This window comes from Gluconobacter sp. P1D12_c, from assembly GCF_018812105.1.
Classification (GTDB): Bacteria; Pseudomonadota; Alphaproteobacteria; order Acetobacterales; family Acetobacteraceae; genus Gluconobacter; species Gluconobacter oxydans_A.
In genome coordinates, this window is the sequence record NZ_JACSIQ010000006.1 from 90,069 (window position 1) to 113,995 (window position 23,927).

Sequence of the window (23,927 nt, forward strand, 5' to 3'; positions counted from 1 at the left end):
TTTCCCTTTCGGGGAAAAATGGCGGCCGCCTCCCACAGAGGCGGCCGTTTTCTGTTCATGCTTCCCAGACGGTTTTCTGAAAAATGATTGATGTCATCGTGCTCGGCTCCGCGGCCGGCGGTGGTTTCCCCCAATGGAACTCCGCAGCGCCGGGTTGTGTAGCCGCCCGCACGCGACAGGGCGCACGCCCTCGCACTCAGGCCTCCATTGCCGTGAGTGCTGATGGAGAACACTGGTTTGTTCTCAACGCTTCCCCTGATCTCCGGCAGCAGATTATCGAGACTCCGGCCCTTCACCATCAGGGTAGTCTGCGCGGGACGCCGATCCAGAGCGTCCTTCTCACCTGTGGTGAAATCGACGCCATTACGGGTCTGCTGACCCTGCGCGAACGTGAGCCTTTCACGCTCATGGGGAGTGACTCCACACTGGAGCAACTGGCGGCCAATCCGATCTTCGGTGCGCTCGATCCTGCGATTGTCCCGCGCGTTCCTCTGATGCTTGATGCGCCTACAGCTTTGAAGCTGAAGGATGGCAGCCAGTCCGGCCTGACGCTGACGGCCTTCGCGGTTCCGGGGAAGGCCCCGCTTTACGCTGAGGCTGAAGGGTCGCGGCCTGATGAAACTTTGGGCGTTTCGATCACGGATGGGTCGCAGACGGTTCTGTTCATCCCGGGCTGCGCCCACATTACACCAGAAATTATCGAACGTGCCTCTCAAGCGGATCTGCTGTTTTTTGACGGTACCCTATGGCGCGATGATGAAATGATCCGTGCAGGACTGAGCCCCAAGACAGGTCAGCGTATGGGGCACGTCTCTGTCCGGGATAGTGGTGGCCCGGTGGAGTGTTTCGCGTCCTGCTCAAAACCGCGTAAAGTCTTGATTCACATCAACAACTCGAACCCGGTTCTGATGGAAGACAGTCCGGAACGCAAAGACGTCGAGAACGCGGGGTGGACCGTGTCCGAAGACGGCATGACTTTCAGACTGGAAACACCATGACACTCCTGACTCCTGACCAGCTCGAAGCTCGCCTCCGCCAGATTGGTGCTGAGCGCTATCACAACCGTCATCCGTTCCACCGCAAGTTGCATGACGGGCTTCTGACGAAGCAGCAGGTGCAGGCGTGGGCCCTGAATCGCTACTATTATCAGGCGAGGATCCCGGCCAAGGACGCCACGCTCCTTGCTCGCCTCCCGACCGCTGAGCTGCGCCGCGAATGGCGTCGTCGCATCGAAGATCATGACGGTACAGAGCCGGGAACAGGTGGTGTCGCGCGCTGGCTCGTACTCACGGATGGTCTGGGTCTTGATCGGGACTATGTGGAGAGCACGGACGGCCTGCTTCCTGCTACACGCTTTGCCGTGGATGCGTATGTGAATTTCGTACGAGACCAGTCCATTCTGGCAGCTATCGCGTCCTCACTGACCGAGCTGTTTTCCCCCACGATCATCAGCGAACGTGTCTCGGGGATGTTGCGGCACTACGACTTCATTTCTGAAGAAACGCTGGCCTATTTCACGCCACGCCTCACGCAGGCTCCTCGGGACTCCGATTTCGCGCTGGCCTATGTCCGGGAAAACGCCCGTACACCGGAACAACAGCGTGAAGTTTTGGGTGCTCTGGAGTTCAAGTGCTCCGTTCTGTGGTCCATGCTGGATGCGTTGGATTACGCGTATGTTGAAGGGCATATCCCGCCGGGCGCTTTCGTCCCATGAGTGTGACGGAAGAGACCGTCCTGTCCTTTGCGCGTGGTCATCGGTTGCAACATGACCGTGTTCGGGACGTCTGGCTTGTTCAGGCTCCCGAAAAGGCTTTCATTATCGAAGGCGCCGCCCCACATATCCTGGGTCTTGTGGACGGGGAGCGGACTGTTGGCTCTATTGTAGAGAAGCTGACTGAACAGTTCTCCGCCCCGCGCGAAGTCATCTCCACGGATGTTCTCGCGCTTCTTTCTGATCTGACGGAAAAGGGCGTTCTGCGCGCATGACCTTGCCCCAGCCACCGATGAGCCTTCTGGCTGAATTGACCCATCGTTGTCCGCTTGCCTGTCCCTATTGCTCCAATCCGCTGGATCTGGAACGCAAGGCGGCAGAGCTGGATACGGCTGGATGGAGACGGGTGCTTGAACAGGCAGCGGAGATGGGCGTCCTGCAGGTTCACTTCTCGGGCGGTGAGCCAATGGCCCGGCCAGATCTGGTCGAACTGGTGACGCTGGCGCGCAAGCTGAATCTTTATACAAACCTCATCACGTCCGGCGTCCTGTTGGACGAAGCCAAACTTGATGCGCTGGATAAGGCCGGGCTGGATCATATCCAGCTTTCTTTCCAGGATGTGACGGAAGAGGGCGCCGAACGCATTGGTGGTCTGAAAGGCGCGCAGCCTCGCAAGCTTAAAGCCGCCCGGTTGATTCAGGCGTCCGGGATTCCCATGACGTTGAACTTTGTTGTCCACCGGGAAAATGTCGCGCGCATTCCGCAAATGTTTGAGTTGGCACGTCAGCTTGGGGCTGGCCGCGTCGAAATTGCTCATACCCAGTATTATGGCTGGGGCCTCAAAAACCGCGATGCGCTGCTTCCCAGCAGAGAACAGCTCGAAGAGTCCACGCGTGCTGTAGAAGCCGAGCGTGAGAAGGGAGGTCTGGCCATTGATTACGTCACGCCAGATTATCATGCAGACCGTCCCAAGCCCTGCATGGGCGGCTGGGGGCAGCGGTTCGTAAACATCTCTCCGTCTGGTCGCGTTCTTCCCTGCCATGCTGCGGAAATCATCCCGAATGTGACCTTCCCGAACGTCCGGGATGAATCACTGGCCGAGATCTGGAACAATTCCCACCTGTTCAACATGTTCCGCGGAACGGAGTGGATGCCGGAAGCCTGCAGGGCCTGTGACCGTAAGGAGATCGACTGGGGAGGCTGTCGTTGTCAGGCGCTGGCTCTGACAGGGAATGCCGCCAACATGGACCCGGTTTGCAGCCGCTCACCATTTCATGACATCGTCGAGAAGGCGGTGGAGCAGGCAGAAACGCCTGAACTGGTTTACCGCCGCTTCTGAAGTTTTGTACCGAGTTTCCCATGCCCGTTCCGGACATTGACCAGTTTCACGCTATCTCCATTAGTGCGCTTGCTCACAAGCTTGCGGCGGAGGGGCGCAGCATCATCCATATGGAATTTGGTCAGCCCTCCACTGGTGCGCCGAAGGAAGCCATTGAACGGGCACAGCATATTCTGGCGACAGATCCCATGGGATACTGGGAAAGCCAGCCGCTCAAAGAGCGTATTGCCCGGCATTATCAGGAGATCTACGGCGTCACGGTTCAGCCAGAGCAGGTTATCCTAACCTGCGGCGCCTCCCCGGCGCTTGTCCTGGCTTTGACGAGTTGTTTTGTGCCTGGGCAGCGTATTGCGCTCGCGCGACCAGGTTATGTTGCTTACCGCAATACGCTTCGCACACTTCACATGATGGCGGTGGAGATTCCTTGCGGAGAAGCTGAACGCTTCCAGTTGACGGCAAAAGCCGTGGCCGAACTGGAGCCTGCTCCAGACGGTCTTATTATCGCCAGTCCTGCCAATCCAACGGGAACAATTCTGCCAGACAGTGAATTGCAGGCTATCATTGATGTCTGCAAGGCCCGTGGAATCCGGATTGTATCAGACGAGATTTATCATGGTTTGAGCTACGGGGAGCCCGCCCATAGTGTTCTGGAACATGATCCACACGCGCTGGTGGTCAACAGCTTTTCAAAATACTTCAGTATGGCTCCGTGGCGGCTGGGGTGGCTGATTGTGCCATCCGACAAGATAGATGCTGCCCGGGCGCGCATGGGAAATCTTTTCCTCACACCATCGGCGCTGAGTCAGCATGCAGGACTGGTCGCTTTTGACTGTCGGCAGGAGCTTGATAGCCATATTGAGACGTATCGGCGAAACCGCGATCTGCTTCTTGAAGCTCTGCCCGCGCTTGGCCTGACACATATCGCACCACCGGATGGTGCATTCTATATTTACGCGGATATTGGGCATCTCACAGAGGATAGTCTGTCGTTCTGTCGTAAACTCCTTCTGGAAACGGGGGTCACGACGGCGCCTGGTGTAGATTTCGATCCTGTTGATGGGAATCATTTCATACGTTTCAGTTTTGCGCTCTCAACTGATTTGATTGAAGAAGCAATTTGCAGGCTAAAAACCTGGTTTGACGTACCGAGCGCTTAAGGTAGGTGTTGAATCTGGTACTAATTGAGTGTTTTTTAATAATTAATTTTGCAGGTCTTGAAAATACTTAAGCCTGGGTTAAAATTGGCGAGACAGTGAGAAACCCTTCATGCTGTCGTCTGTCTAAGTGGGAGTATGAGACATGAAGGTTGCAGTATGTCTGGTTGTAAAAAACGAACAAACAGAAATTATTTATTGGGCCGCTTGGTATAAGGCGTTAGGTTTTGATACTTTAATTGTTTATGACGACTTCTCAGGCGATGCAACGGAAGAAGTAATTCTTTCCATGCAGGGCGGAATTGATATTCGCTATATGAGAAATGCCGTTAACCGTGACATTCATAATGTGCGTCAGGTTCGTGCTTATAATGATGCCGTCATTAGATATGGTCATGAGTTTGACTGGATTGCGTTTTTCGATGCAGACGAATATCTCGATCTGTATGGGGAAAATATAAAATCTTATCTGTCAGAACAAGGCGATGCATCGCTTGTTGCTTTTAATTGGTGTTGTGTTGGAACAAACGGATATGTTAGCCGACCAGAAGGCGTTCCATTTCTGAATTACACCCGAACGGGCAATAATGAGCTTTTCTGGAACCGGCATACCAAGGTTATATTCCGTCCTGATCGGTTGTCGAGGCCGGTTTATCAGGTTCATAATGTTGATGTTCACGGCGTCAGTGTAGATAGTGAAGGTCTACCGGTTGAATGGGAATCTCCGAGCGGTGGTTTCACCCGGAATACGCCGACGTGGAAAGGTGCGCGCCTGATACACTATCAATCCAGGTCGTTGGAGCATTATATTAACCGGGATCGCCATCTGGAAGACGTGCGCAGAGATGTGAACGATCCGCTTCATACTGTAGTGAAAAATCCAGAATATAATGCAATTGAGAGCACTCTATCTGTCGATTATATTCGTGATTTCTATAAATGGATGGAGCATATTGTTGCGCAGCAGACACATACGATTGCACGTGTTCTACGCTCTACCTCATCCTGCTTCCTAACTCAGCTTGAGAGCATCCTTTCACCACCGAATGTTCCGGTGTTTCAGCCTGCCTATAAGGCAGAAGCTCATGAAATTGCTCATAACTGGATTTCATTTCATACGGTTCCAGGAAAAATACTGAGCGAACACTTCGATGGTCGAAGTTCTTTCGTCGCTTTTCATATTGAAAACCATTTTGGTCACAGACTGACGTCTGTCGAAGGCAGGCTGTCTACAGATTCTGAAAATGGACTGCCTTTGCTCGGAATCTATTGTGAAGGAAGTGAATATGTTCACTTATTCACTTCAAATGGGGAAGCATTAAGGGTCGATGGGGACCCTCGTGTCTCTAAAGTACTCACCTATAAGGTATGGAATAACGAAGATGGTTCCATTTCCATTTCCCATCCAAGAACCCATAGATATTTAGGTTTTGCCCCGGACGGAACATATAACATTCGTAAAATCCGTGCGCTTGCATGGGAAAGCTTCAATTTGAAGCTTATGGACATCGCTGAATGCCCACAGTTTGTGCGCGATGCAGGTGTTTACCTTGGACGTATCACCAGTCTCGAAGACTTAAAGCGTTCCTGTGAAACCGCAGAGCAAGTTGATAGCTTGCTTATCAATGCTCTTACAGCGCTTGATGACGTCTCCAAGTCAGCAGTTTCTTTCTTGAGCCGCGGCATCCTCGGCGAACATCTTCTCTGACGTGCCTCAAAGCGTCCGTCCTCAGAGATTTCTGAGGATGGGAAAAGCTTGTATGGTTTTCTGAAAATCTCTCCAGAGGCCCGGTTTGTGGGAACTCTGGAAAGGTTTTTTTTATGCTGTAAATTGTCGTGGCTTAAAGGGGAGCGTAGATCGCGCCCAGATAGTCAGGTGTGCCACTCACACGGTCCAGGTGTGGGTAACGCAGGCCATCATGATACGGGATGGAAATCGTGCTGATGTGCTCGCCAGATTTTACAACAAGCCTGATCGGCTGTTTCGGGTCTTTCTGTGCATCTGCAATCGCATGACGCAAACGGTCCCCTGTGTAAGCCATATCATTGACAGCCAGGATCGTTTCTCCCGAGGCCAGACCTGCTTTGTATGCCGGGCTCATCCAGTGGACGCGTGCTGTCTTGGCATCACGTGTGACGCTCATCCCAAGCGAGAACGTCAGATCCACACTATGGCGAACGGCCTCCGATGCTTTGATGAATGATGTTGGCTTGTCTGTGTAAACAAGCTTGTAACCACCGTTTGTCAGGCCATCCAGCGGAGCATGTGGTCGGATGGTGTCCAGACGATCATGCAGGAATTTAGCCCAGTCATATGGCTGGATGCTGTTCAGGGTCGAAGCCACTTCATCGAACTGATAGGGGCTGACGATAAAGCTTCCATTATTCGTGCCGAAAAAGGCCTTCGCGAAATCGTTCAGAGATTTCTGTCCGTTGGAAAGCTTGCGGATCAGCGTATCTGCATCGAGCCAGACAAGCTGACCTTCCACATAGTAGTCTTCAGAACGCTGCCAGTCGCGCCATGACAGAGGGGCACGTTGAGCAATAACGGGGTCATTGGTGGTGTCTTCCAGCGGGCGCCACAGACGGCCTGTCTGGTTTTCGTAGGTCGCTGCCATATAGGCAAGCGCTTCGAAGCCCTGATCCTTCGTCACAAGCCCTGAACGGGCTGCAAGAACGTTCCCCCAATACTGGGTCTGGCCTTCATACACCCAGAGCAGGGATCCGCGTTGTGGAACATTGAAGTTCGGAGCCCACATATCAGCCGGGCGACGATACTTTCCGTTCCAGGAGTGCGTGTACTCATGCGCAAGAAGATCACGTTCAGGGAACGTCTTGTCCCATTCCGTGAAATATCCCGGAGCAGCAGCATTCTCGCTGGATTGATGATGCTCCAGCCCGATCATGCCCAACTCTTCCGTCAGAGCGAGCAGGAAGTCGTAATGGTCATAATGATGGGAGCCGAAAAGAGCCGTAGCCTGTTTGACGAGGTTCTTATGGGCTTCAATTTGCTGCGGCGTTGCATTCAGGGAGTCTGCATCGTCTGCAACAACATTAAGCGCGACAGGCACATGATCCGGCCCGGTCAGATCAAACTTACGGAAATACCGGCCCGCATAAATCGGGGAGTCGACCAGCGTATTATAGGTCGTTGCATTGAAGTGGGTTTCATCGCCATAGGCAGCGGCGCGCAGAGCGGAGCCAATCTGCCATCCATGCGGCACCAGAACGCTTGGTTTGACCGTAATATCCCGCGTGAAATACCCAGCCGGATATAGAGAAACCTGATCCCACTGAACATTGACGATGGATGGCGTCATGACGACACGGCCCTGACCCGGCGTAACCGGAGACAGAAGCTGGAAATGAACGTCGAGTGTGGGGGTCGTGGCTGAAACGGGAATATGAAACGCAGCGATATTGACCGTGTCGCGCTTCCAGGGAATCGTCTTGCCACCTGATTGGATTTTCAGGCTGGCAAGCTGCTCAATGACGCCTGTTGGGGAATGATCGCCCGGAATCCACATGGGATACAGCAGGATCAGTTCGCCTTTCTCTACAGCTTCTTTCGGAACGGGAACCGTTTCATGGATGGACATGACGTGATGGACCGTATCTGTCGCATCAACAGCAACCGTCAGAGCGCCGGGAAAGGGCTTGTCCTGCGGGTCTGGGATGGCGGCAGGCAGAGGGAGCGGCTCTGGCTGAGGCTGGGCAAAGGCTGGGGCAACCAGGCTGCTGAATGCAGTCAATGCCACCAGAAAGCGCATACGCATCATAAGAAAGGTTCCGATTTGTAAATCAAAGTCCTTCCTGCCCTAATTGTCCCTGCGCTTGCGCACAAGGGGCAAACACCTTGCCCGCGTCAGATACGCAGAAAGACTATTGAGCTATTTCCGGCAGACATGCGCGGATTGTCCATCCTGTGACCTCTGGTGTCAGATGCAGAGGAACGGCATTTGGCAAACGGACATTGACTGGCAGGCTCATTCCTGCGCGAAGGCTTCTGAACAATGCGCCATGCGCGACAAAGAGAGGGGTTCCGTCAGCTTGCAGCGCTCGGTTAACAGCCCCTACAGCGCGTGCCTGGAGTGTAGCGAAGCTTTCAGCGCCTTCGGGCGTATAGCCGTCTTCGATCCATGGATCGTACCATTCCCCCATGGGCTGCCCTTCCTGCACTCCGAAGCAGACTTCCTTGAGCTCCGGATCGATAATCAAAGGAAGGTCAGGGCCTCCACTGTCTCGAATGGCATCGCGCGTGTATTCCGCAGTGACAAGAGCGCGAGATAAGGGAGAAGCGATAATCCGATCGAAGGGATTTTCTCCCTTCCGGAACATATCCGCGAAAATCTGTCCTGCTCGGACGGCCTGTGCGAGCCCCGTAGAATTCAGGGGGATGTCTGTTCGGCCCTGGGAGAGACCTCTGAGGTTCCAATCCGTTTCACCGTGCCGGAGATACCAGTAAGGCTTGGTCAGGATCTTCGGCATGGATGAAACCTCCAGAGATGGGAAAGCTTAGTCGAAGAGAGAGGAAACCGAGCTTTCGTCTGCAACAGCGCTCATGGCGCGAGCCAGAAGATTAGCAGTCGTAATCTGGCGAATGTTTGGCGTATCGAGCAGCGCCTGGGTAGCGGGGATGCTGTCCGTCAGGGTCAGCATGTTCAAGGGACTGTTTTTCACGCGCTCGCAGGCATTACCAGTCAGAACGCCGTGAGTGACATAAGCTTCCACGCCTTCTGCGCCCCGGCTCATGAGAGCATTGGCCGCGTTACAGAGCGATCCGCCACTGTCCACAATGTCGTCTACCAGCACACAATACCGTCCCGAGACATCGCCAATCACGTTCATGACTTCTGACACGCCTGCGCGTTCACGGCGCTTGTCGATGATGGCCAGGTCAACGTTCAGACGCTGTGCAAGCTGACGTGCGCGAACAACGCCGCCAACATCAGGAGACACGATCATGAGTTCCCGGTCCGGAAGGCGCGTTTTGAGGTCCCGCACGAAGAGCGGAGCCGCGTACAGGTTGTCCGTCGGAATATCGAAGAACCCCTGGATTTGCATGGCGTGCAGATCCATCGTCAGGATACGGTTGGCGCCGGCTTCCGTCAGAAGGTTGGCAACCAGCTTCGCGCTGATCGGTGTACGCGGGCCGGACTTACGATCCTGTCGGGCATATCCGAAATACGGCATGACAGCCGTTACCCGGCGGGCAGATCCACGACGCAGTGCGTCCAGCATCACCAGCAGTTCCATCAGGTGATCGTTTGTCGGCATGCAGGTGCTCTGCACCACGAAAACGTCTTCACCACGGACGTTTTCCTGAATTTCGACAAAGACTTCGCCATCCGCGAAGCGCTTGACCACGGTTTTGCACACGGGCAGCCGTAGTTCACTCGCCACCGCACGAGCCAGCGGCAGATTACTGTTGCAGGCAACGATCTTCATGAAACGGCCTCGTCTGGTATCCGTCAGGGGGAGAATTGCGCGCTTTCTAACAGCGCACCCCCCTGCTGTCATCAGTTCTGAGCCATTCTTTGCGCGGAAGTTGGGCTTGATGTGCTGACCGATGCAAGCGAAACACATTCAAGAACTGTCTGCGCGGCCTGATGGAGGCTGCTTCAAGCTTCAGGAAAGGTCGGAATATGGCCCTGAAAGACTGTACGGGTTTTGTTGGCCGGAGACTTCTGATTCAGGACCTCCCAAGTCAGCGGGATGTCAGGAATGCTGTCTTTGTCCCGCCTGGAACGGCCCCGCAGTGGGGACTTTTCGAACCTTCGGGCCGAAGCGTTCCTGAGGCGATGCTCTATACGGGCGCGGGCTCACTCCATACACCTCTCTGCTCCCAGGATTACCCTGACCTCCCGGATTGCCCAGCCCTGAGCGACAAGTTCGATTATTTTTTCCTTGGAAACATTAATCCGTCCTACCTCTATTTTTTTGCCAACGTATTGTCCCGCCTGTGGAGTCTTCCTCCCTACGCACGCTCACGGCTGAAGCTCGTTTTCAGCAGCCCGCAGCCTCTCGCTCAGTTGATGGCACAAAGCTATTTTCGGACGATCGTGACGGCGCTTGATCTGACTGAAGATCACTTCATGCAGGTTCTGTCACCTGCGCGCTTTCCACGGATAACGGTTGCAGCGGCTGCATTTGAAGAGCTGTCACTCGTTCATGATGTCTTCGCAGATCTGGCTCACAGCATCGGGCGAAAGATTTTACCCGAAGGTGCGCAGGATCACCCGGGACGCGTTCTCTTTTTCTCGCAGGAGAAACTCTCTCAGGGCAACGTCAGGGTAGAAAATGAGTCCGTTCTAACGGCGGCATTGAGAGCAAAAGGAATAGGGACTGTTTATCCCAGCCAAATGACTTTCCGGGATCAGCTCAAGCTCTGGGCCTCAAATCCCCTCGTGATTGGTTATAATGATGCCTGTCTTCATACGAGCATCTTTTTCCCACAGCGAAGGGTTGTGACGCTGGCACATAGCCCGGATATGTGGGCGAACCAGTGTCTGGTCGATAAGGCGAACAACAATCAGGCCCGCTATCTGTACGATAGTTCTGGCCTGGAGCCTGTCGGGGCTGGAGGTGGTTTCCAAATGAACTACCGTATCCCTGACCCGGAGAAACTCGCAGATGAACTGGCGGATTTCACCTTGGGCTAACCGGAACGAGACGCTGGAAAGATGCGGTCGAGCGCTGTTTCATTTTGAAACAATTGGGCCATACAAACGTCTTCTCGCGGATGAACTTTCCTCCGCGAATAGCGTTTCGATATCGAACGCTTCTTCAAGGAGTTATACCCAATGTCCATCAAGTCCGTCGCCCGTGTTGCACTTTCCCTGACGCTACTGTCTGGTGCCGCCGTTTCTCTCTCGGCCTGCAACACTGTTCGGGGTGCTGGTCAGGACGTCAGCTCCGTGGGCCACAATGTGTCTCGCGGTGCGAACGCAACGCAGGACGCCATTCAGCGTCACACGGATGCTTCCACGCACTGATTGCTGTCTCTCTTTAGAGAGAACAGTAAAAAAAGCCGTCAGAGTCCTCTCTGGCGGCTTTTTCTATGGGGCTTAAGAAAACCTACAAGATCACGAAATATGACACATAAGCAGTTTTCACGTCTCTTTGTGTTCGATTCCACTTGTAATCTGTGATTTCCCGGTCTCATATTCCTGACTGAACAGACGTTCTCGGGGCGGGGTGAAACTCCCCACCGGCGGTATTGAAGGGATTTCGGTCCCTCCTAAGCCCGCGAGCGCCTTCTTATCCATGGATAGGAAGGGTCAAGCAGATCCGGTGAGACTCCGGAGCCGACGGTCATAGTCCGGATGAGAGAGAACGCAGCACTTGCCCGATTGCTCGGGTGGGAGGAGCGTGCATCTTCGCACTTTTCTACCGCGAGCATCGGCTGAGGGCGGCGTGCGCCCTGCGAACGTCCCGAATAATGGGACCGTGACCGCAGCCTTGTTGAAACAAACCACCTTTTCCAGCGCAGCGAGCGCAAGCCAGGTCCGAGCAGGATTTCGCTTGGCCCTTGACCATGCGGCCGACACGTTGGGAGCAACCTCTCCCAATCCGTCTGTCGGATGTGCACTGCTCGATGCAGAAGGTCGTGTTCTCACCGTCGGCGTTCATCCGAGGGTCGGGCAGCCTCATGCGGAGGCAATGGCTCTTGCACAGGCTCGCGATGCCGGCGTTCTGGGCGATGTGCGCACCGCGATTGTGACGCTTGAGCCCTGCAATCACACGGGGCGTACACCTCCCTGCAGTGAAGCGCTCCGCAATAGTCCCGTCGAGCATGTCTGGATCGGCGTTGCTGACCCTAATCCGCAGGCTGCAGGCGGCGCAGAGCGGCTGCGGGAGATGCCGAACGGGCGCAGCGTGACATTCCTTTCGGATGTTCCGGAAATGGCTGATCTTGAGCGCGATTGCCGTGCCCTTCTGGCGCCTTTCCTGAGCCGCGTCGTTCGTCATCGTCCGTGGATCAGCGTCAAGCAGGCTCTGGATTCACATGGTACGATGATTCCGCCGATGGGACAGACGACGTTCACGTCCGAAGCCTCACTGACGCTGGCTCATCGTCTCCGCCGAGCTACCGATGCCATCATCACGGGCGTCGGGACCGTGCTGGCTGACAAGCCGCGCTTTACGGTGCGTCGGGTAGCAGATCACGCGGATCGCGGCCCACGCCTTCTTGTGGTGTGTGATCGGCAGGGGCGTCTGCCCGCAGACTGGAAAAACGGGATGGAACAGGCCGGGTTCACGGTTCTGGTCAGTCCTGACCTTCTCTCTGTCCCTGCCATGCTGGCCGAGCGCGGCGTGAACTGGGCCATGGTTGAAGCCGGTCCATCTCTTCTGAAAACAGTGTCCGACGCTGGTCTATGGGACGACTGGCTGACCATCCGCAAAGACGGCGACACTGATCACATCGAACTTCAATCGCGGGACGAGAGCCCGCTACGACTGCTGAGGGAAAGCGCATGTTCTCTGGAATCATAGAGCGTCTGGGTACTGTCAAAGCCGTATCCCTCCGTGACAAGGCCATGGACCTGACCGTCGAGACGGGCTTTCTGGATCTTGAGCTAGGCGAAAGCGTCGCAGTGAATGGCGTCTGTCTGACGGTTGAGACGTTTGATGCGGCTGGCGTGGCAACATTCCATCTGAGCGGCGAAACTCTCTCCCGGACGCCTCTGGAGCAGCTCAAAGCCGGTTCCCGCGTTAATCTGGAACGTGCGGTCGCAGCCAATACCCGATTGTCCGGGCATATCGTGCAGGGACATGTCGATAATGTTGCGACGTTTGCCAGTGTCGAAAAATCCGGAGACTCTTACGCCCTCCGCATTTTCGTCCCACAGGCCCTGCGCCAGTATGTCGTGGAAAAAGGCTCCATCACGTTCGATGGGATCAGCCTGACGGTTAACGAACTGCATGATGATGTTGTTCGGGGAAACCAGTCCGGATTTGAGGTTGGTCTGACAATCATCCCTCATACCTGGGACCATACGAACCTCTCGTCCCTCACAGTCGGAACACGCATGAACGTGGAGGTCGATGTACTCTCCAAGTACGTCGAAAACCTGCTGCGCTTCTCGCCTACACTTGGAAAGGTTGCGTCATGAAGCCATCCCTGAAAGCTGCCATTGAAGCCATTCGCGCAGGTGGCATGGTCGTCATGGTTGATGACGAGAACCGTGAAAATGAGGGCGATCTGGTTATGGCGGCGCAGTTCGCTACACCGGAAGCCATCAATTTCATGGTGCGTGAAGCGCGGGGTCTGGTTTGCCTTCCTTTGGAAGCTGAGCAGGTGGACCGTCTTGGTCTACCACCTATGGTCAGCCGCAACCGTGACCCGCGGGGCACGGCCTTCACAGTCTCCATTGAGGCGGCTACAGGCGTAACCACTGGCATTTCGGCCGCAGACCGTGCCCGGACAATCGTTGTTGCTGCGAGCCCTGACGCCACAGCAGCCGATGTCATCTCGCCGGGCCACATCTTTCCTCTGCGCGCGCATCCAGAGGGTGTGATTGCCCGTAACGGTCACACGGAAGGGTCGATCGATATTGCGCGCCTCGCTGGCCTCGAGCCTGCGGGCGTGATCTGCGAAATCATGGCGGACGACGGGAGCATGATGCGCCTGCCCGAACTACGCCGCTTCGCTGCAAAGCATGGAATGCCAGTCGTCAGTATTGCGGACTTGCAGGAGTGGTGCCGCGAGCACGGGCGTGGCTCCGTGAATGATGCTCAACTGATCAGCACACCAGTCCCTACTACCGGTGAAATGGTGGCTGTATCTGCTCTTCCCAGCATTTTCGGCGGCCATGATCTGAAGATCCATGCTTTCCGGGCCGTAGACGGTGTCGAACACGTGGCCCTCGTGAAGGGAGATCCTTCTCAGGGAATCCCGCTGGTTCGACTGCACTCAGAATGTGTCACGGGTGACGCATTGGGTTCTTTGCGGTGCGATTGCGGCGCTCAGCTTCGGGAGGCTCTTGAGCGGATCTCGGCCTCTGAATGTGGCGTGCTGGTTTATATGCGCGGTCATGAAGGCCGGGGCATTGGCCTTGCCAACAAGATCCGGGCCTATGAGCTTCAGGATGGCGGCATGGACACAGTAGAGGCAAACGAGGCTCTGGGCCTGCCCGCGGATGCCCGTGAATGGGATGCAGCCGCTGACCTGCTCCGGCATCTGGGCGTCACCTCCCTTCGCCTTCTGACGAACAATCCGGACAAGGAATCCAATCTTGTTCGGTTCGGTTTTGATGTGCAGTCCCGCGAGCGGCTGGAAATTGAAGCCAACCCTTTTAACCGGGCCTATCTCGCCACCAAGCGGACGCGGATGGGCCATTTTCTCCAGGAACAGCCCGCATGAGCAAGCATATCCCCGTCGCCCCTGACCTGCGCCTTTCTCCAGCCCCCAAAATGGCGATCATCGTCAGCCGTTTTAACACTGGTATCACAGGTGGCCTGAAGAATGGGGCGCTCGAATGGATGGAAGAGCGCGGCATCACGGATGTGGACGTCTATGATGCTCCTGGTGCATTTGAGCTGCCGCTTCTTGCTCAGAGACTGGCCAAATCGGGCAAATATGAAGGCGTGATCTGCCTCGGCTGCGTCATAAAGGGAGACACCGCCCATTTTGAGTTTATCTCGCTGGGTGCGACCATCGGTATCATGCAGGCACAACTCGCAACGGAAGTGCCGATCGCGTTTGGTATCCTGACAACTTACACCGAAGCACAGGCTGTTGCCCGTTCACACGAAGATGCTGAGAACAAAGGCCGTGAAGCTGCTGCGGCCTGCGTAGAAAGCGTAGCTTTCCTTCGGAACGTGCCGGTTTCAGCCTAAAACCAGCTTTTTATATCCTGGGCCTTGGGTGAGTGATCCCTTGGCCCGGTATTTTCAATTTCAAATAAATCCCCAGAGAAGTCCGGGAACATGTCTATGAAGTTTCTCGCGATCACTTGGTGACAGAAGAGCAATCATCTTCAGGAAAAGATAGACGCTTGGAGCGTCTTTTTCATTCCGTAGCCAAGTGATCAAAGAATCAAACGTCATCTTTCCAGATGTTGGTAAAGATGCCGTTATTCTCTGCCAGTTATAAGTGACATTAAATTCAGGCCTGAGTAACACTTCTTCCCAGTCCTTTGCCTGCCTGCGATTGGCTTCTACCCGTCCGATACCATTATGAGGAAGAATGAAGCAGAGATATTCGCCAGAAAGAGTTGTTTTCAGCGCTGTTCCTTCAGGCTTGTCCTGTATACTTTTCGAAATCTGATAGGTCAGTTCACTGAAAACTCTATCATCGCCAAAAATTTTTAGAACTCGGTTATGCTCGACATGCACGCCATCTCGTACGAAGAACGTAATCAAATCGGGTGTATCAGGGAAAATCGCACCATATACAGGTAAAAAATTACGTTCGGACATCCCCGCAGGAGAAGCGTGGCAGACATCTCCCGTACTGGCATCAACACAGAGCTGTGTCTCAAAATATGCAGAGTGAATGCTGAAAACGCGGGATTCCAGTATTTCACCCTCGTAATCTGAAATTGCTACTGTAGGGGGATATTGCTTTCTCAAATCGTCAATAGCGCGCGCGACCATATTTCGATTAATGCTGACCTGAATCGGGCGGATTTTTGGAATAAACCGAAGAGGCTCAAAGTCCTCAACATCATTGCGATCAAAATGGTCCCAGTAGCCGAGGCTATCACTGAGATCAGCATTCAGGCGACGTTTGATGCGCTGGATGTAGTGTTCCATGCTGCGGCAGATGTAATGCAGGACAAAAGCATCTTCCCAGTCGATTTCCTGCACGGCATTTGCTGAAGGAACATATTTGCCATTAGGTCTGACATAGCGTTCTGCCGGGACGTCAAACCAATGTGGGTTATGATACGTGTCGCCCATGCATTCCGGTCTGACAAAGCTTTTGACGAGAACATTGTCACCCAACTCTGGCGTCGAATGCTGAGTGAAGGCTTCGACTGTCATTTTACGGGGGCGGACGACCCGTCCGGAGCTCCCTTGAATACGCCAGCTTAACGCGAGCCCATCGGCATGGGGGAAGCGTTCAAGGAATTCTGGAAGGCTGTCTGCGTGACGAAAGTAAACATATTCATCGCCGTCCAGAAACCCGAGCCAAGCATAATGCCCTTTGGCCATTTCGGCAGCCTGCATAAAGCAGTTGCGCTGACGCCAGTAGAAATCGGGTTCTGCTACCGGGTCGGTTTGAAAAGCACGAATATTAAAGGACTTGGCCGCAGCCTGAATGATTTCCCATGTTCCGTCTGTGGAGTGATCATCAAAAATGAATAGGGTCTTCACTCCCAGGCCAAGGTGCCAGGCAATCCATCCTGCAATGTCAGAAAATTCATTCTTGACGAAAAGGGCGATAGCTACAGATGACGGCACCATAGGAAAAAGCACTCCTCAGCTTGAGAGACCCGGCGCTGCAAAAATAAGGCAACCAGATGCTGTCTGTCTGCATACCCGAGACTCTCCTCGTAGGGGAAGCCCTATAGGGATGTCTTTATCCAGTAGAAAACAGGAGGATAAAGACACATGACCCAAGATTAGTAAGAGACTTTTTGTGTGCGCGAATAAAAAAAATAGTTAAACCCGCTCACAATACAAATATTTAAAAAACTAAAATGAACTTAACGCAACTCTCTTCCATGAATTGTCTGCAACACAGACATAATGGTAGTTTTCATCATCAGAAAATTCTCCCGCCTGACAGGGTGCTGAGCTGGAAGCTGGGGTTCTCAACGCTTCTTTATAAGACGTAGCTACTACATCCTTGAGTGTTGTTGTGCCACTGCTCACAGTCAAACCATTACCTACTGCCAAGGAGCCGGTTGTCGACGTATTAGCCCAGCTATCGACCGTGAGGCACGCAGTTCCTGAAGATGTCATATCAAACGATGCAGCATTAGATCCGCACAAAGCCAGACCATTTTTGGCCCAGCCAGGATTGAAGGCAATCGCTGCTTCAAATGTACCGTCTATGTTAAATGAGGAAGATGACTGGCGTGGACCAAACCAATAGGAAACATCCATACCATTTGCGGCTGTTCCACCCGTATTAGCATTATTGGTCTCTGAAAGAGTATCAGTTTGAGACCAAAGTTTGACGCTCTCCAGGTACCCAATGTTTGCTGTCGGCTCCTGCCAGTACTCAGCAATCATTTTTTTTGCGCCAACAACAGCGGCTGAACCGATCCGGGAGCCAACTTTATAAGCGTCTCCATCGAAATCTATTCCGTCAGAGCCCAGCCATGTCCGAATACCTTCTGGCCAAAGGCCTGCGACGGCAAGACCATAGCTATCCTGGCTTACCTTATTGTCGAATCCGGCCCCGATGGTCAGGCCATGCATGGTCGCGCCGTAGTCTGGCCCATGATACCAGTTATCGAGTTCTTCATCGCATTTGCGAGAAGGGCCCAGCCGTTTCATCGCTTCACCATCTGTTCCAGATTTAACGATGACTTCACAGCTAGTATTTCGTGTGAAGTGTTTGATGTACGTTCCAAACTCAATAAAAGGATGTGTAAATTCAGCATATTGGGTTTGATCCAGCGCATCTACTCGATCTGCGGCTGAGGTTGTGTTTTGAGTGCCAACCTGCGGCACATGCCCATTATCAACCGCAGAACCACTGATGGGCTGCCATTGTCCGGTCATCGTAAACTGGGTGAATGTTCCAGTACTATCAGAATCATTTTTCCATGATTCCAGCGTGCCCCCGTAGAACTGTTGGTCTTGATTACGATGTTCCTGCACACCATCCAGCGACACGCCTGAATAGATTGTCGGTCCAGCTACAATATTGGTCATAACATGCATGTGGTAATGCATGTAGTCGGTGTAGCTTGCAGGCAGGGCCGGCCGAATAATCGCTCCAGATGTTGTAAACGTCACACTGTGAGGCGTTCCATTTTCATCAGGAAAATCTGCACCAGCAATATACCAAGGCGGATTGTTGGTTGCGAGTTCGTATTCCGTGACGGCGTCCCAGCCTCCTGCACCGCAGTTAGCGCCCGTTCCCGGGGCATAGGTCATGACTGAAGAATGAACACATCCCCCATTATCGCCAACGCCATATGGAAGGGCATAGAACTTACTGAAAACGCTATCGTACAGGCGATGCCCACCAAACATGGCCATTTGATCGGCCATATTGTTCATGGAAACACCAACAGTAATTCGTGGTCCTGCGAGATGGGATGGAGCATCGCCCTGCCAGCCATTACTCGTCAGATTTAGGGGAATACTCCCCTGATTCCCTTCAGATAAACCTGCTTGTGTCAAAATTTGTGAAGCTGTGTTTACCCCAGCCGTAACCTGAGCCTGATCATTCAGGCCAGCAATGCCTGACTGTACGTTGATTTTTGCTGTAGTCAGGACACTTGAGGGAAGTTGGTCTGCTATACTGCATGCAACAGGAGTGCCATCGGCATTTGTTCCGCAGACTTGGGCAATAACAGTTGTGGAATGCCACGCCCCGTCTTTGCCTTTATATGTAGGGACAACTGGATAGCCCTGCGAATTTACACCTGTCCCCACGGTAACAGGGGCAATAGAGCCTGTATGTGTCTTGTAATAAAGTGGAACATCCCCGGCAAAAGAAGGGGAATATCCGATCACTCCAGAAAGAAGTGACAAAACAGCAATAAGGAAACCCGGTTTCCTTGGAAAATTTAAATCCATATTGAAACCATTTATTTTAAGGAAAATATTATACAGGAATACACTATTCCTATAATGCCCTAATTAATGCATTTTTTATTCAAAAAGTCAATTAGAAGCTGATGTCAGGACATCAGAGGTTCCTGTGCCTCACGTGCTTCAAACGTTTTCCCGATCGGAAAATAGGGAGTATTCCTGAATCGAAGGTGGTGGAGATGCAGTAAGACGTCATGCTGCGTGCCACGGCATCTCGTCTAAAATTTATGATGACAGGACGAGAGAGACCAAGAAGAATATGTTGGCAAAACAATGCCGTACTGGCTCTGAATTTAGTTACCATGACAGCGTCTCAGCCTCAAAAGTCAAAGACGCTGTCATGGTAAAAGATGATTTTGGCACAAAAAATTACCAGGGCAGCAGAGACTTTCCGAGAGCTTTCTGTGCTTCAGGAGTCATCCCCAGGTCATTACGGTTCCACCAGCCGCCGCCGAGGGACTGGAACAGACCCACACTATCAGAAAATCTTGCGCCCTGTGCCTGAACATAGGCCAATCGCGCCTGAGCATGAGACTGCTGGGCTTGAAGCACCATCAGCTCACTGACGTCTCCCAAGCGAAGCTGAGCCTGAGCAATCTTCAGACTTTTTCCTGTAGCATTATAGGCGCTCTCATTCGCCATCAACGCATCAGCATCAAAGTCCAGTGCATGAAGGCTGTCCGCGACGTCCTGAATGGCACTCAAAACTGTGGCCTTATAGGTCTCGTTGGCCTGTAGCAGGTTATCACGTGCCTGCCGCTCGGCATGCAGCAGGGAGCCGCCTTGGAAGATTGGCTGCATGACAGTTGCAGCGATCGTCCAGTTTCCATATCCGGGTTTGAAGAAGTCGCTCATGGTCCCGACGGCTTGCCCCGGAAGGGCACTGAGCTGCACGTTGGGCAACCGGTTGGCGATCGCAACACCAATCTGCGCACTTGCAGACTGGATCTGTGCCTGTGCCGCCCGAATATCCGGTCGTTGATTCAAAAGATCTGAGGGCAGGGAGACTGGCAATGTCTGCGGAAGCGTAAACTGTTCCAGCCTGAAGGTCGGCAGCGGAGTATTGGGTGCCACCCCAACCAAAACAGCTAACTGATCCCGGGTTTGAGCCAACTGAAGATTCAGAGAGGGAAGGGTAGCTTCAAGCTGTGCCACCGAAGCAAGCTGCGCCACCATGTCCTGCTCGGAAGCATCTCCGAACTTTTGTCGGGCCGTAATCAGCTTGAGAGCCGATTTCTGGCTGGCAATTAGATCCTGTGTCGCTTCGATCTGCGCACGAAGCGTGGCCTCATCAATTGTAGCGCTCACCAGATCGGAGATCAGGGTAAGGGCAGTAGCTTCAAGCTGAAATTTCTGAATTTCGGCCTGCGCGCCCGCGGCCTCAATGGCCCGCCGTGTTCCACCCCAGAGATCCGGAACATATCCGATCGTCAGCTGAGCGGTATGAACATTATACAGCCAGGTATTGTTGTTCGGAACCGGAGAGTAGACGCGTGAGGTCTTATTGCGAGTAGGATTAAAGGAAGCCGAGACCGTTGGATAGAGCCCAGCCCCTTCAATCCGCCGTTGCTCCCATGCAGACTTTAACCCTGTCTGCATCGCTTTCATGGACTGGTTGTTGGCCAGAGCCTGCTCAACAAGCGTATTGAGCTGCGGGTTGCGGAAGACTTCCCACCACTTTCCAGGAACGTCCACGCCACTTTGGAAGTGTTGAGCCACTCCTGTCCCGCTTTGGGAATTGCCAGCCGTCCTGGCGAGCGGCGTAGCTTGATAGTTCACATCTTTTGGAAGGTCCGGACGATGAAAATCCGGACCGACTGCACAGGCCGATATCAGAACTGACCCCAGAAGGGCGGTCGTATTTTTAAGAACCCGCTTCATGTCGGGGCTCCATTCTCTTCAGACGGTCGCGGACGACGGGCATCCCGACGCTCCACCCACATTTCAAGCTCACTGAAATAGACGGGCAATGCAAAGAGGGTCAGCAGTGTGGCAATCCCAAGCCCACCTACAACGACTGTTGCAAGCCCACGCTGCACGTCCGTGCCAACGCCGGTTGCCAGTGCTGCCGGAAGCATGCCGGCGCTTGCAACGGTGGCCGTCATCAGAACCGGACGGAAACGCTCACCAGCACCAATGATTGTGGCATCCCGTACAGAACGGCCTTCGGCGCGATGTCGGTTGATGCTTGAGATCATGATGATGCCGTTCTGCACCGCCACACCGAAAAGGGCGATAAAGCCCACAGCTGTAGCGATATTCAGGGTCTCTCCACGCACATGCAGCGCAATCAGGCCACCCAGCGTCGCGAGCGGAACAACGCTCAGAATAAGCAGTGCCTGGCGAATTTTACCGAACTCGATGAACAGCAGCACCAGCATCATGGCAAACATGACGGCCAGAGCAACGGCAAGACGCTTCTGCGCGCGTTCCTGCTGCTGGAATGTGCCTGCCCATTCCAAAGTGTACTTCTGCTTGTCGTAATGCACAGACTGTTCAATGCGGGCCTGAGCATCAGCAAGATACTGTGACAGCGGGCGTTCGCCATTATCGACACGGATAGTGATCTGACGATGGCTGAGCTCATGGGCAATATTGCTTTCACCCATGCGCAGGTTTACGCGGGCCACCTGAGACAGTGGAACGTAAGCCCCCTGCGCCGTCAGGAGGGGGAACTGCGACAGGCTTTGCAGGTCCTGTGCATCCTTTCGAGGGATACGCAGTGTAGCATTGTAGAAGCGGTCATCCTCATACACCGTGGAAATTGGTGCATCACCGATCGCATAGGACACAGCATCTGAAATATCAGAAATGTTGATGCCATAGCGAGCTGCCGCCAGTCGGTCAGCCGTAACATCAATCTGCGGAATGCGCGGTTCCTGGAAAATGGAAGCTTCCGTTGTTCCCGGAACCTGATGCAGCACATTGACAATCTGCTGGCCAACGCGACGCAGCTCTTCGAAGTCATTTCCATAAACGCGAAGCACGAGCGGGCTATGCGCACCACCAACCAGATCGCTCATGTTGTCTTCGATCGGCTGACTGATGCCAAATTCGATGCCCGGAATTTTCAACAATCGTGCATGCAGACGCTGAACAAACTGGGCTTTCGTCTCACCTGATGGCCACTGATCATAGGATTTCAGGCCAACCGGCATCTCAATATGAGACGGCGTCCAAGGATCAGTACCGTCGTCGGAGCGACCAAGCTGTGTGATGGCGTAGGAGGTTTCTGGAAATTCCCGGACGGCGCTTCGAAGTTCATTGGCGATCTGCTCGCCTTTTTCCATCGAAATTCCGGTCGGCATCTGCACCTGCAACCATAGGGCGCCTTCATCGAGATCGGGAAGGAACTCTCTGCCAATGCTGATTCCCAGAAACACGACGGCCACGAGGGCACCAAGACCAGCGCCATAAGCAATCAGCGGACGATCAATGAAATGGCCAAGCCAGTGAATATAGCGCCCATGCAGCCACTCCAGCGGGCGATTATGCCAGATATGCCGTGGTTTGCGCAGCGCCAGAAAGCTGAGAGACGGAATCAGCGCCAGAGCACACAGGAGGGCACCCAGCAGAGCGAAGCTGACAGTATAAGCCATCGGCCGGAACAGCTTCCCTTCACTTCCTTCAAAAGCAAAGAGCGGGCTGTAAGCGAGGATAATGACGAGCGTTGAGGAGAAGATGGCATGACCTGCCCGCTTCGCGACGGTCAGTACTTCCTGGGAATTCAGAGCTTCGGTCGGTCGTTCTTCTCTAACACGCAGGATCGTCTCGGTAATGACGATGGCACCATCGACAATCACACCAAAATCGACCGCACCCAGCGAGAACAAGTTCGCCGACATGCCGAGGAAATGCATCAGGGTGAAGACAACTGACAGCGCCAGTGGAATGGTAATGGCCGTGACAATGGCACTGCGGGGGCTTCCCAGAAATAGCGTCAGGATTACGCCTACAAGGAGAATACCCTCAATCATGGTCTCCGTGACCTTGTGGGTCGTGGAGAGAACCAGATTGTCGCGATCAATATAGGGAACGACGCGGATGTGCTGAGGGGCGAGCTGTGTCTGAAGCTTCGCAACCGTCTGGTGCAGGTTTTCCAGCACTATAGACGGATTCTCACCACTCAGCATGGTGACCACGCCCTCGATGGTATCGGGGTTATGGTCCTTGCCCAGAATGCCCTCGCGGACCTGATGCCCGAACTGGATGGTTCCCAGATCACGCACCAGAACAGGCACGCCATCGCGCTGGGCAACCACAATATTCCCCATGTCCTCCAGGGAGTGGATCATGCCTACACCGCGGACGATATAGGACTGCTCGCCTCGCGTGACCCGACCACCACCTGCGTTAATATTGTTGTTCCGGATCGCGGACAGAATATCTTCTAGGCCGATGTGATAGCGGAACAGGGAGGAAGGCTTGAGAACGAGCTGATATTCTCGCGTGAAGCCACCGAAATTATTGACGCTTACAACACCAGGAACGTGCAAAATTGCCGGAATAACCGTCCATTTCTGAACGTCCGACAGTTGCATCAGGTTCTTGTCGTCTGATTCCAGCGTATAGCGATAGATTTCGCCCGTCGGGCCAGAAATTGGTCCCAGAGAAGGCTGTGCACCGTTGGAAAGCGGGTTGCTGGCAAGAATGGTTTCAACCTGCTGCCGGGCCCAGAACACATCCGTCCCATCCCGGAAAATCAACGTGATGAGGGAGAGCCCAAAGGTGCTGGTGGAGCGGCTGTCCGAAACACCAGGAACGCTGGCAAGCATGCGCTCCAGTGGAATCGTGACCTGCTGCTCCATTTCCTCCGCGGCCAGACCAGACTGCTGGGTCGTCACGAAAACGCTGACAGACCCAAGGTCCGGATAGGCTTCAACAGGCAGGATACGCCACGCAATGCTTCCCATGACGGCAAGCAAAACGGCGGCAAAGAAGACGATGTTCCGGCGCACAAAGCACCAAGAGATAAAACGTTCGATCATGATGGCTGGCC

The 23,927-nt window shown here is 53.9% G+C and carries 19 protein-coding genes and 1 riboswitch; of the genes, 12 read left to right on the forward strand and 7 right to left on the reverse strand.

Annotated features, from left to right (window positions below):
* Positions 1-83: 83 nt before the first annotated feature.
* The 6 genes from pqqB to KP705_RS08505 all read left to right on the forward strand — a co-directional run bounded on the left by pqqB (position 84) and on the right by KP705_RS08505 (position 5,912).
* Positions 84-998 carry a pyrroloquinoline quinone biosynthesis protein PqqB gene (pqqB, locus tag KP705_RS08480; protein WP_046900449.1) on the forward strand — a complete coding sequence of 305 codons (915 nt, stop codon included), beginning with the start codon at positions 84-86 and terminating at the stop codon, positions 996-998.
* Positions 995-1,714, forward strand: a complete 720-nt coding sequence (gene pqqC, locus KP705_RS08485; protein WP_046900450.1) for a pyrroloquinoline-quinone synthase PqqC — start codon at positions 995-997, stop codon at positions 1,712-1,714. The genes pqqB and pqqC overlap by 4 nt, the downstream gene beginning before the upstream one ends.
* Positions 1,711-1,986, forward strand: coding sequence for a pyrroloquinoline quinone biosynthesis peptide chaperone PqqD (gene pqqD / locus KP705_RS08490; RefSeq protein ID WP_215764307.1), 276 nt, complete (start codon positions 1,711-1,713; stop codon positions 1,984-1,986). The genes pqqC and pqqD overlap by 4 nt, the downstream gene beginning before the upstream one ends.
* Positions 1,983-3,050: a pyrroloquinoline quinone biosynthesis protein PqqE gene (gene pqqE / locus KP705_RS08495; RefSeq protein WP_099211352.1), complete on the forward strand. Its 1,068-nt coding sequence runs from the start codon at positions 1,983-1,985 to the stop codon at positions 3,048-3,050. The genes pqqD and pqqE overlap by 4 nt, the downstream gene beginning before the upstream one ends.
* Positions 3,051-3,070: 20 nt before the next feature.
* On the forward strand, positions 3,071-4,207 hold the full coding sequence (locus KP705_RS08500; protein WP_215764308.1) for a pyridoxal phosphate-dependent aminotransferase: 1,137 nt from the start codon (positions 3,071-3,073) through the stop codon (positions 4,205-4,207).
* 142 nt (positions 4,208-4,349) lie between these two features.
* Positions 4,350-5,912, forward strand: a complete 1,563-nt coding sequence (locus tag KP705_RS08505) for a glycosyltransferase family 2 protein (RefSeq protein WP_046900454.1) — start codon at positions 4,350-4,352, stop codon at positions 5,910-5,912.
* Between the two features lie 133 nt (positions 5,913-6,045).
* Here the strand turns inward: KP705_RS08505 and KP705_RS08510 are convergent, their stop codons facing one another.
* The 3 genes from KP705_RS08510 to KP705_RS08520 all read right to left on the reverse strand — a co-directional run bounded on the left by KP705_RS08510 (position 6,046) and on the right by KP705_RS08520 (position 9,652).
* Positions 6,046-7,983 carry a M61 family metallopeptidase gene (locus tag KP705_RS08510; protein WP_215764309.1) on the reverse strand — a complete coding sequence of 646 codons (1,938 nt, stop codon included), beginning with the start codon at positions 7,981-7,983 and terminating at the stop codon, positions 6,046-6,048.
* Positions 7,984-8,086: 103 nt separating this feature from the next.
* Entirely contained in the window at positions 8,087-8,692 is a 606-nt protein-coding gene (locus KP705_RS08515; protein ID WP_215764310.1) for a histidine phosphatase family protein, read from the reverse strand.
* Positions 8,693-8,719: 27 nt separating this feature from the next.
* Positions 8,720-9,652, reverse strand: coding sequence for a ribose-phosphate pyrophosphokinase (locus tag KP705_RS08520; protein WP_046900960.1), 933 nt, complete (start codon positions 9,650-9,652; stop codon positions 8,720-8,722).
* A 197-nt stretch (positions 9,653-9,849) separates the two neighbouring features.
* Here KP705_RS08520 and KP705_RS08525 point away from each other — a divergent pair, with 197 nt between their 5' ends.
* The 6 genes from KP705_RS08525 (at position 9,850) to ribH (ending at position 15,046) form a co-directional block, all read left to right on the forward strand.
* Complete coding sequence (locus KP705_RS08525) at positions 9,850-10,866, forward strand: DUF563 domain-containing protein (RefSeq protein WP_235271747.1); 1,017 nt, start codon at positions 9,850-9,852, stop codon at positions 10,864-10,866.
* 141 nt (positions 10,867-11,007) lie between these two features.
* The gene (locus tag KP705_RS08530; RefSeq protein WP_046900458.1) at positions 11,008-11,199 is read left to right on the forward strand and encodes an entericidin A/B family lipoprotein; all 192 of its coding nucleotides are present in this window, start codon (positions 11,008-11,010) and stop codon (positions 11,197-11,199) included.
* Between the two features lie 184 nt (positions 11,200-11,383).
* Positions 11,384-11,545: riboswitch (FMN riboswitch) on the forward strand.
* Positions 11,546-11,665: 120 nt separating this feature from the next.
* Entirely contained in the window at positions 11,666-12,700 is a 1,035-nt protein-coding gene (gene ribD / locus KP705_RS08535; RefSeq protein WP_046900961.1) for a bifunctional diaminohydroxyphosphoribosylaminopyrimidine deaminase/5-amino-6-(5-phosphoribosylamino)uracil reductase RibD, read from the forward strand.
* On the forward strand, positions 12,682-13,320 hold the full coding sequence (locus KP705_RS08540) for a riboflavin synthase (protein WP_046900459.1): 639 nt from the start codon (positions 12,682-12,684) through the stop codon (positions 13,318-13,320). The genes ribD and KP705_RS08540 overlap by 19 nt, the downstream gene beginning before the upstream one ends.
* Entirely contained in the window at positions 13,317-14,570 is a 1,254-nt protein-coding gene (locus tag KP705_RS08545; RefSeq protein WP_046900460.1) for a bifunctional 3,4-dihydroxy-2-butanone-4-phosphate synthase/GTP cyclohydrolase II, read from the forward strand. Before KP705_RS08540 ends, KP705_RS08545 begins: the two co-directional genes overlap by 4 nt.
* Positions 14,567-15,046: a 6,7-dimethyl-8-ribityllumazine synthase gene (ribH, locus tag KP705_RS08550; RefSeq protein ID WP_046900461.1), complete on the forward strand. Its 480-nt coding sequence runs from the start codon at positions 14,567-14,569 to the stop codon at positions 15,044-15,046. Before KP705_RS08545 ends, ribH begins: the two co-directional genes overlap by 4 nt.
* A gap of 60 nt (positions 15,047-15,106) precedes the next feature.
* Here the strand turns inward: ribH and KP705_RS08555 are convergent, their stop codons facing one another.
* From KP705_RS08555 to KP705_RS08570, 4 genes are all read right to left on the reverse strand, one after another.
* Positions 15,107-16,618, reverse strand: coding sequence for a glycosyltransferase family 2 protein (locus tag KP705_RS08555; RefSeq protein ID WP_046900462.1), 1,512 nt, complete (start codon positions 16,616-16,618; stop codon positions 15,107-15,109).
* 231 nt (positions 16,619-16,849) lie between these two features.
* Entirely contained in the window at positions 16,850-18,913 is a 2,064-nt protein-coding gene (locus tag KP705_RS08560; protein ID WP_152659215.1) for a hypothetical protein, read from the reverse strand.
* 384 nt (positions 18,914-19,297) lie between these two features.
* A complete protein-coding gene (locus KP705_RS08565; RefSeq protein ID WP_046900464.1) occupies positions 19,298-20,809 on the reverse strand; it encodes an efflux transporter outer membrane subunit in 1,512 nt (503 codons plus the stop codon).
* Entirely contained in the window at positions 20,806-23,916 is a 3,111-nt protein-coding gene (locus KP705_RS08570) for an efflux RND transporter permease subunit (protein ID WP_046900465.1), read from the reverse strand. Before KP705_RS08570 ends, KP705_RS08565 begins: the two co-directional genes overlap by 4 nt.
* Positions 23,917-23,927: the final 11 nt, after the last annotated feature.